At 46.2% G+C, this 8,396-nt stretch carries 13 protein-coding genes; 5 read left to right on the top strand and 8 right to left on the bottom strand.

Annotated elements, in window-relative coordinates; translation table 11 throughout:
• Positions 1–310: DJ-1/PfpI family protein (locus RMO52_RS23040; RefSeq protein ID WP_310418999.1), on the bottom strand; the 310-nt coding region annotated here is incomplete at its 3' end.
• A gap of 101 nt (positions 311–411) precedes the next feature.
• Here RMO52_RS23040 and RMO52_RS23035 point away from each other — a divergent pair.
• From RMO52_RS23035 to RMO52_RS23025, 3 genes are all read left to right on the top strand, one after another.
• Complete coding sequence (locus RMO52_RS23035) at positions 412–1,095, top strand: helix-turn-helix transcriptional regulator (protein WP_310418996.1); 684 nt, start codon at positions 412–414, stop codon at positions 1,093–1,095.
• A 151-nt stretch (positions 1,096–1,246) separates the two neighbouring features.
• Positions 1,247–1,711: a MarR family transcriptional regulator gene (locus tag RMO52_RS23030; RefSeq protein ID WP_309740208.1), complete on the top strand. Its 465-nt coding sequence runs from the start codon at positions 1,247–1,249 to the stop codon at positions 1,709–1,711.
• Between the two features lie 78 nt (positions 1,712–1,789).
• Positions 1,790–3,025: a cytochrome P450 gene (locus RMO52_RS23025; protein ID WP_310418993.1), complete on the top strand. Its 1,236-nt coding sequence runs from the start codon at positions 1,790–1,792 to the stop codon at positions 3,023–3,025.
• A gap of 12 nt (positions 3,026–3,037) precedes the next feature.
• Here the strand turns inward: RMO52_RS23025 and RMO52_RS23020 are convergent, their stop codons facing one another.
• Both RMO52_RS23020 and RMO52_RS23015 read right to left on the bottom strand, forming a co-directional pair.
• Complete coding sequence (locus tag RMO52_RS23020; RefSeq protein ID WP_310418989.1) at positions 3,038–3,229, bottom strand: hypothetical protein; 192 nt, start codon at positions 3,227–3,229, stop codon at positions 3,038–3,040.
• Complete coding sequence (locus tag RMO52_RS23015) at positions 3,230–3,568, bottom strand: tRNA-binding protein (RefSeq protein ID WP_309740204.1); 339 nt, start codon at positions 3,566–3,568, stop codon at positions 3,230–3,232.
• An 81-nt stretch (positions 3,569–3,649) separates the two neighbouring features.
• Here RMO52_RS23015 and RMO52_RS23010 point away from each other — a divergent pair, with 81 nt between their 5' ends.
• A complete protein-coding gene (locus RMO52_RS23010; RefSeq protein ID WP_310418986.1) occupies positions 3,650–4,237 on the top strand; it encodes an alpha-ketoglutarate-dependent dioxygenase AlkB in 588 nt (195 codons plus the stop codon).
• Positions 4,238–4,277: 40 nt separating this feature from the next.
• The gene (locus tag RMO52_RS23005; protein ID WP_310418983.1) at positions 4,278–5,138 is read left to right on the top strand and encodes an SDR family oxidoreductase; all 861 of its coding nucleotides are present in this window, start codon (positions 4,278–4,280) and stop codon (positions 5,136–5,138) included.
• A 169-nt stretch (positions 5,139–5,307) separates the two neighbouring features.
• On the opposite strand, the gene RMO52_RS23000 is transcribed toward RMO52_RS23005, so the two are convergent.
• The 5 genes from RMO52_RS23000 to RMO52_RS22980 form a co-directional block, all read right to left on the bottom strand.
• Entirely contained in the window at positions 5,308–5,553 is a 246-nt protein-coding gene (locus RMO52_RS23000; protein WP_309740199.1) for a toxin-antitoxin system HicB family antitoxin, read from the bottom strand.
• Entirely contained in the window at positions 5,550–5,978 is a 429-nt protein-coding gene (locus RMO52_RS22995) for a putative toxin-antitoxin system toxin component, PIN family (protein ID WP_310418980.1), read from the bottom strand. Before RMO52_RS22995 ends, RMO52_RS23000 begins: the two co-directional genes overlap by 4 nt.
• Before the next feature lie 177 nt (positions 5,979–6,155).
• Positions 6,156–6,725, bottom strand: coding sequence for a DUF6891 domain-containing protein (locus RMO52_RS22990; protein WP_309740196.1), 570 nt, complete (start codon positions 6,723–6,725; stop codon positions 6,156–6,158).
• A 188-nt stretch (positions 6,726–6,913) separates the two neighbouring features.
• A complete protein-coding gene (locus RMO52_RS22985; RefSeq protein WP_309740194.1) occupies positions 6,914–7,333 on the bottom strand; it encodes a DUF1761 domain-containing protein in 420 nt (139 codons plus the stop codon).
• 85 nt (positions 7,334–7,418) lie between these two features.
• Entirely contained in the window at positions 7,419–8,111 is a 693-nt protein-coding gene (locus tag RMO52_RS22980) for a YafY family protein (RefSeq protein WP_310418978.1), read from the bottom strand.
• Between the last annotated feature and the right edge of the window lie 285 nt (positions 8,112–8,396).

The raw sequence follows: 8,396 nt of genomic DNA, 5'->3' as shown, positions 1-8,396 counted from the left end.
CAGAAGTAATGAATTTAGCGGTGCTGCCTTGCTTCCGTAGAAATGCTAGTAGCTCTGGATCGTCTTCTACTGCCGCCTGTCCGATCCCGCCACCGATACAGATAATATCCAAGCGGGGGCAATTGTCAAAGGTGGTATCTGGTAAAACCACCATACCGTCGTCGGTTGTAATAGGGTCGAGCGTTTTCCAGATCCGATAAGTCTTGACACCAGGAAGCGGGCTTAAAACCTGCTGTGGCCCGATAATATCGAGAGCTGTCATGCCGGGATAAAAGATTAAACCAAGAGTATATTTTGGGGAGCTAGTCATAAACTGATTTCCTAGTGATGAAAGTAATAAAGCTGATGTGTCTATAATAAAAGTGGAAACCTGCCCGCGCATAGTCCTCGATCGGGTACTCTTTTGAAACTATGGTTGCCTCCTTACAGCCTTTATTCACAGCGATCGATTCGGTCAAAGACGAACGAAATTTAAAAGCAGATGTCACGTCAAAACTAGGCGAACACTTTGCAGCTAATCGATCGGGTGTTTTTTTCTTCGACCAATTTTCACAGTTAAACCCTAACCTTCAGAAAATTCTCAAGGTTGCCCTATCGATCGAGTTTAATCCCGTCGCCCGTTATCTTACAGAGCGTCACGCACCCGTACATGAAGGATTGGTGACATCACCCAAGGTTTGGAAGATGATTTGTCCGCGTCCCGATCACTGGCATGTAATGGCGGGGCCAATTGTCGTTCGGGGTCAATTGGTAGGTATGGCAGGTTGCACTCGCGATAAGTCGATGCCTGCTTTCGACACCCAAAATCTCGCCGATTTGAGTGGGATTTGTTTGCACTTATCGATGTGGGCGGCAACAACGCGGTCGCCTAGTGTTTCCGCCGGAAAATCGTTATCCCCATCTGGCAAAATTCAGCTATTGACAGCGCGTGAATTGCAAATTGTCGAACTAGTTGCTTTGGGGCGCACGAATGCCGAAATTGGTACTGAGCTGTGGATTACTGAAAATTCTGTTAAGCAAGCTCTCAAGCGCATGTTTCGGAAGCTGGAAGTCTCCTCTCGTGCTGAAATGGTGGCACAGCTCTCTGCTGGTTAGCTGGATATCTGGATTGGAATGGCGAGCGTGACTCCCTGACAAGACTCCGAGATCGTGGTATCAACAGAAGTAGAGCGCAATGCTTACCGATAATCCGATCGCGTAGCGTTGGCTCTGTCAAATCGCTGCCCGAATTGCGGGAAACAAGAACGTGCCTTTTTACCATCACAAAAAAACGCCTGCATCGAACGCTTTAACCGATCTGATTCGCGCCGTAATTCGGATGAACGCAACGGTGCAAAAATCTGGCACACGCCTAATGAAAGGTACGGGCATCACCAATGCTCGATGGCAAACACTCAGCGATCTATTCGCACTGGAAAAGCCAGTCACTGTCAGCGAATTAGCGCGGTATATGGGCTTAACGCGGCAAGCCGTCCAACGACTCGCTGACGACATGGCTAGGGATGGTCTGGTTGAGTTCGTCAAAAATCCTGGGGATGCCCGCGCGATGCACTTGCTGCTCACGGACGCAGGTAGATCGACATATCACGATGCGTTAGAGCGCGAATGGCAATCGACAAATGCGATCGCCCAAGACTTTGACGAACAACAGATCGCGCGTGCTGTAACGCTTCTAGAAGCAATTACTCAGAGAATGCAAATTGACGATTGACAATATACTGTCAATCAGTTAGGATGCGAGTATTGACAATATGCTGTCAATACTATTCGTAAGCAACCCATCAACCTAATGTCACATCCAACCGCCGCCGAACAGTTCGATCCGAGTAACCCGCAATTTACCGCCGATCGATTCGCGCTGATGGCGCAGATGCGTGAGGAAGCTCCCGTGACATTCCTACCCGCACTGCATGTTTACGCCGTGACGCGGTGGCAAGAAGTTCACGACGTTTTAGGCGATGCCGCGACCTTCGCCTCGTCCGAGGCTTTTAGCGCGGGACTACATATCGCACCTGAAGCTAGTGCAATTTATTCACTTTCATCGCCACTGTTTGCTTACAACCCGATTAACGTAGACAAGCCGCTCCATAGCCGCTTACGCGACCCGTTGATGGCGGCGTTCACGCCCAAGCGCACTCAGGCACTCGCTCCGACTGTGATTGCCGATGTTGAAGATATGCTCGATGCGATCGAGACTTCCGGCACTCAAACCGACCTGCTCCAGACCTTGTGCAAACCGTTACCCCTGAAAACGATCTGCCGTTTACTGGGTGTGCCCCTGGCAGATGCTGCGAAGTTGAGTGGCTGGTCGGATGCGCTGATTGCTTTCCAGACACCAGGCTTACCTGTCGAGGTGCAAGTTGCCGCAGCTCAAGGTTTGCGGGAGTTGGATAACTACATGCGCGAAAAGATTGCTCAAAAAGCCATAACGCCAGATGAGGGTTTGATTTCCGCGTTGGTCGCGGGTCGCGCTGCTGGGGAAAACGATTTGTCAGAAGATGAATTAGTCGCGGACGTTGCTGTCGTTTTCTTTGCCGGACACGAAACCACGATTAATACGATCGCTAATGCTTTACGTTCGCTGTTGGAGCGGCGTGAATATTGGGATGCGATCGCCGCAGGTACGATGGATACCGACAATCTCGTCGATGAACTCTTGCGCCACGATACATCGGTGATGGGCTTATATCGACGTGTCACCGTGGATACTGTTGTCGGCGGTGTACCCATTCCCCAGGGTGCGATCGTCTGGGTATCTTATGGTGCGGCAAACCGCGATCCCGCTCTATTTAACGAGCCGGAAAAACTCCAATGTCCGCGTGGGAACGCCCGCCAGCATTTGACGTTCGGCTACGGTGCTCACTATTGCATCGGGCCGTTACTCGCTCGTCTGCAATTGCGTGAGGCAGTCACCCGCGTTGCAAAGCGTTTTCCAGCGATGCGGCTCGTACCAGGTACGATCGTGCCAGAAATCCCCCATCATGGCTTGCTCGCTCCGCTTGCGCTTCCGGTATTGCTGAAATAGAAAAATAATCAATTAATAGTTGCGATCGAACAATGCGAATACCGCTCGAAGCTTGCGCGCCGCCTTAGCGGCGGTCGCTAAATCATACCCCAAGCCAGCAATGCCCATGTTTCTGATGGTGCCGTTGGCGTAGCCTCTCGGAACGAGAATCGTCAGGTTCAATTGCAGCCCTCGGTGCATATCAGTAAAGAAATAGCAGTTCATTTAAAGGAGTTTTGTGCCAACAGGAACAGGTCGATCGGGCACACACAGCGCGACTTCTCCGCTCTCGTTACAAAACCCAGTAACCAGACACTCAGACATGAAGGAACCGATCTGCTTTTTGGGAAAGTTGACCACAGCAACTACCAACTTGTCGATCGGCTCTTGAGGTTGATAAAGGTTTGTTATTTGTGCGGAGGACTTTTTGATTCCGATCTCCTCGCCGAAGTCAATCAGCAACTTGTAGGCAGGTTTGCGGGCTTCAGGAAATGGCTCGGCATTTATAACGCGACCAACGCGAAGCTCAACCTTAGTAAACTCATCCCAATCGATCTCGTCCAATGAGCATTACTCCTTATTTTCTAAGTTAACTATTTACTATTCTGACATTTATAAAGGATTAATAATCACAGGAGATGTAGCATGACTAGTTGGCTAACCGAAATAAAGCCACCCGTTCTGTTTTACCCAAATTTTCTCAACTCTTTAGATAACCTCGATTGGTTTCAAAAGTCTCAGCAACTGGCATGGACGCGGGGCGAAATCAACATGTATGGCAAATTAATTCCCGTACCGCGTGAGGAATCCCTCTTTGGCGACGACCTGCATTACGCATATCGCGATACCCAAATTAAGGCGGCTCCCTGGCCGGAATTCCTGCTAGAAGCCCGCGATCGCATTCACGCATTGAGTGGATTTAAGTTCAATTTTGCCGTCGGTAATCGCTATCTCACAGGCAAAGACTCGATCGGCTGGCACTCTGATGATTTCCCTCAAATCGGTAAACGACCCGCGATCGCCTCTTTAAGCTTGGGTAGTACTCGCAAATTTAAGCTGCGGCACAAGGAGAGCGGGCAAACCGCTGACTACCAGCTAGAGAGTGGGTCTTTATTAATCATGCTCCCTGGCTGTCAAGAAGACTGGGTTCACGCGGTGCCGAAAACCGCTCGTCCGGTTGGCGAACGCATCAACTGGACGTTTAGACCTCATGTGGATGCGACTGGATCATAGCGATCGAAATACAAACAAAACTAAACAAAGGAGAGCAATCATGATTTTAGTAACAGGAGCCACCGGACAGTTAGGGACAGCAGTAATCAACCATCTACTGAAAAAGACATCTGCAAACCAAGTTACCGCACTCGTGCGCGACGAAAGTAAAGCATCTGCCTTAAAGGAAAAAGGTGTAAACATCTGCGTCGGTAACTACGACGATCCAGCTTCGCTTGACAATGCAATGCAGGGGATCGAAATAGTATTACTTATCGCTGGAACGGATGAAGAAAATCGCCTGCGGCAACACCAAAATGTCGTAGATGCCGCTAAAAATGCTGGGGTTCAATGTATCGCCTACACCAGTCGGAATTTGAAAGATCCCAACACTTTAGTAAACAAGTTGATGAAGGGTCATTTTCAGACGGAAGATTGCATCAAAGCGAGTGGGTTGAACTATATTCTATTTCGCAATGTCTTGTATATGGATACAATTCCACAGTTCGTGGGGGCAAAAGTTTTTGATACGGGGATTAATTTACCAACCGAGCGCGGACGAGTTGCTTTTGCCCTGAGAAGCGAAATGGGAGAAGCGATTGCAAATGTATTGTTAGAAGGCGATCGCAGTAACCGCATCTACCAACTTACAAGCAGCGAATCATATTCTTTTGAAGATGTTGCAGATACCCTGTCTGATTTATCAGGTAAGAAGGTCGATTATATATCTATTGAAAAATCGGTATTTGAGTCGCAAATGAAAGAGCGTGGCGTACCGGAAATTATGGTGCAGCGGGTCGTAGGTTTTCTCACAGACATCAAAAACGGTCAGGAAGCAAAGGTCAGCCCCGACCTGGAAAATCTACTGGGTCGATCGCCTGCCGAGCTTCAAGAGGGGTTGAAAGTTCTTTTCAATTTATAGAACCCATTTAGGGTCTTTGGGAGCGATCTTCAGTTAGAAACGGCTATGTTACATCTCCCTTAAAGGAATCGATCGATCGTAATTCTGTCTAACGCCCCCGTTCACCCGCCGCCAGTAAATTTTCGGACTTAACGAAGAAAATCAATACGGTCGGTGTGCAACGGGCTTGTTAGACAGTCGGTATCCTGTCATATTCTTCTGGCTCCACATCGGGAACTTTTGCTAAGATTGCTTCATACTTTGCCCGATTACCTCTTCCAGCCCTATCTTTGAGGTAATTCTCGGTCATCAAAGCTGAGAGCTTTTCGGCAATCGCAGTAGATATAAACTGATCGATAGAAATCCCATCACGACCAGCAAGATCGGATAGACTTTTGTGTAATGAGTCAGGAATCTGAACTCGAACAATACTCATGGCAACTTTCCTATCAGGCGCAAAAACTCTGAAGGCTCAAGTAGCTTCAAGCCAAACTGCTCAATACCTGCAAAGTCACGGGTGTTATATGTAATTATACTCTCACATCCTGCTTTAACTGCAAGCTCCAGTACCATCTCATCTTTTGGATCGCGCAAGAATGGTCGCCACAGAAAGAAAATTTCATGAGGTACTCCCACTGCACAGTAGAAATCGATTAGGTCATCGACTTCATCACGATTTAGATAGAGATTTGGTAGCTCCCGTAGCAAAACCTCCGTATATTCCAGTACAAGAGGTACTGACAAGTGTATGTCAAATTGTTCTGTATCAATGAGTGACAGCAACTGAAATGCATTACCACGTCTAGACCTCAACCCAGCAACAATGACATTAGTATCAATGACGACTTGAGGTATTGGCATTTGGAACTGGAAGACTATTATTTGTACCTCTCAACTCTATCATCAGAATCGATCGACCATTTATTGCAATTCCTCAAATCGCGATCGATTACCGAAATCGATCGACATCAGGTTTTGGCAACATCAGTATTGCTTACGCAATTATTTGTGGCCTAAAGACTAGTTTCGCCACTTATTCTAGCGTCGTTTCTGCCACATGATATTTTCAACAATGATTGGGTAGTCAGCCGACCCTTGCCATTTTGCATCCAATCCAAACCGTCGAAGCTCTACAACAATCCTGTTGGCAACTCTTGTAAGATCTGTTTCCTCTTCCTCAATGCACCCATAGGCGAGCAGCAGTTGCCCAGTTTTAATTGCTCGTTCAGTGAATTGCAAGTGGTAGAAGACATATCCTTCAATCGATTGATGCTTTTCTTCCTGCTCAACCTCATCCCAGATTTCGGTAAATCCACAGTTGTTACAGCAACTGAAGTTTTGTCGAGCTACAATACCTTGGCAGTTAAGAGATGCAAATGCTTTGTCTAAGCGATCGCAGTCTGTTAGGGATCCCCAAGTACCCTGCTCGGCTCGATATTTAACCAGTGAATCAGCAACGACGCGGTTAATTTCTGTACGTAGATTACTGCGTTCGAGTGTTTCTAGCGCATAGTGTGAAGCACTTTCAATAATTTCGTGGACTGAATCGAAGCCTTCCCGAATCCGCAAATCAATGAAAGCACGCATGTCTTCAGGTATTTTATCCATCGTGAAATCTCAAGCAGTCTAACTATTTATTAGGCGGAAACTTTTCGCCTATTCCCTGAAAATGGGGATGATATCCGGAAAAAGATCGGTGCAAACTCTGATGACTCGTCCAAACTTTCCGAATATCGCTCCATAATAGCGCGATCTCCAGAAAGTTTCCGGATATCACCCCAAATTTTGCACGATCGCTATCTGATTGAAACCAGAATCATACTCACCATCAAAATACCAACTAAATGATAGGAACCACTGATTGCTCCGTAAAGGAGTGGTCGGGGAATATTCGGGTTAATGGCGATATCGACGGTATTGGCAACTAAATAACCAAATCCCACAACTATCGCAAACACCAGTGCATCTTGATAAGACTCTACGTTCAGAGCATTCATCAAAATCGCACTAGTAAGTGTAACTATTAGGGTACAGATTGCTGGCCCTACAATGAAAATAGGAGTCAAACTTTGTTGTGGCTCATTCTCTTTCCCCAATGAAATCGTATACTGTTTTTTGAACAGAACCGTATACCAAACAACAGCAAGCAAAAAGTAGACAACAAAAGCAAATAGCACTCCAAACCAATTTAAAGCTGAAATTGCATTAATCATCATTCGATATTTCCTGTACTTTTAAGGATGTGCCACCAGTATAGGATGGAGTAATGACAACCCTATGTCAGGGGTGCTCGAACAAAAATCAGTGGTATCGGTCGAAATATTCTTGCAAGGTCAGATCGTGAGGAGTAAATGTTTTGGAAAGTATTTCTATTTTTTTAATCCGATCGAGTCGAAAATACCTAAACTCCTGACGCAACAGGCACCACGCCACCAATAACCAATTCGATCGCACGCTCAATAAAGCAAATGGCTCGATGGTTCTATCTGTAGTCTCATTGACTTCATTTACATATTCGATTTTTGTCAATAAAAAGTTGGTCAGTGCAAATTGTAGAATCGACAAATTACTACTCGTTCGTTCGATATTCTCGATCTGGGTAAATTGTGTTCGATCGGTAAGTAAGTTGGCTTTATCTTTGATATTTAGAGTTAACACAGATTTAATTTTATCAATCGCTGCCGAATAATCTTTTATCAAAGAGGAATCTTTATTATTTAGAACTAATTGTTCGGCAATGATTAAAGCATTTGCTTCGCTTTCGGTAAACATCACAGGCGGAAGCCGATAATGCTCCATCAGGCTGTAGCCTTTACCTTCTTCAACATAAAGTGGAATGCCCGCTTGTTCCAATGCCCTAATGTCTCGATAAATCGTTCTGACACTTACTGAAAATTTGGCGGCAAGTTCGGGTGCAGTCACCAGTCTTTTAGTCTGCAATTGGGTAACGATCGCCGTCAATCGTGAAATTCGTTTTGTATCGTTATTATTCACCGATCGGATTCTCGATAGAATTTGAATTAAAGAGTCGGCTTAGAAGTCCCCATCATATCGCAAATCTTATCGATGCTCCTGTGGAGACACTACGTAAATGAGTGTAATCTTTTTGCATACGGATCTTGACTAAAATCGCTGTAGTAAAATTAAATTAACCTGAGCATAAACGGTGGCTTCGATCGTGACAAACCAAGAATTAGCGGTTGCCTTCGATTGGGAACACGCTTTATCTTACGATAAGTCAATTATTACGGCAGGCAGATTCGATGCACCCGTGCTGTT

This window comes from Chamaesiphon sp. OTE_8_metabat_110 (assembly GCF_031382685.1).
Taxonomy (GTDB): domain Bacteria; phylum Cyanobacteriota; class Cyanobacteriia; order Cyanobacteriales; family Chamaesiphonaceae; genus Chamaesiphon.
Note: the sequence above shows the minus strand (reverse complement) of the source record. Positions and strands in the feature narration are given on the sequence as shown.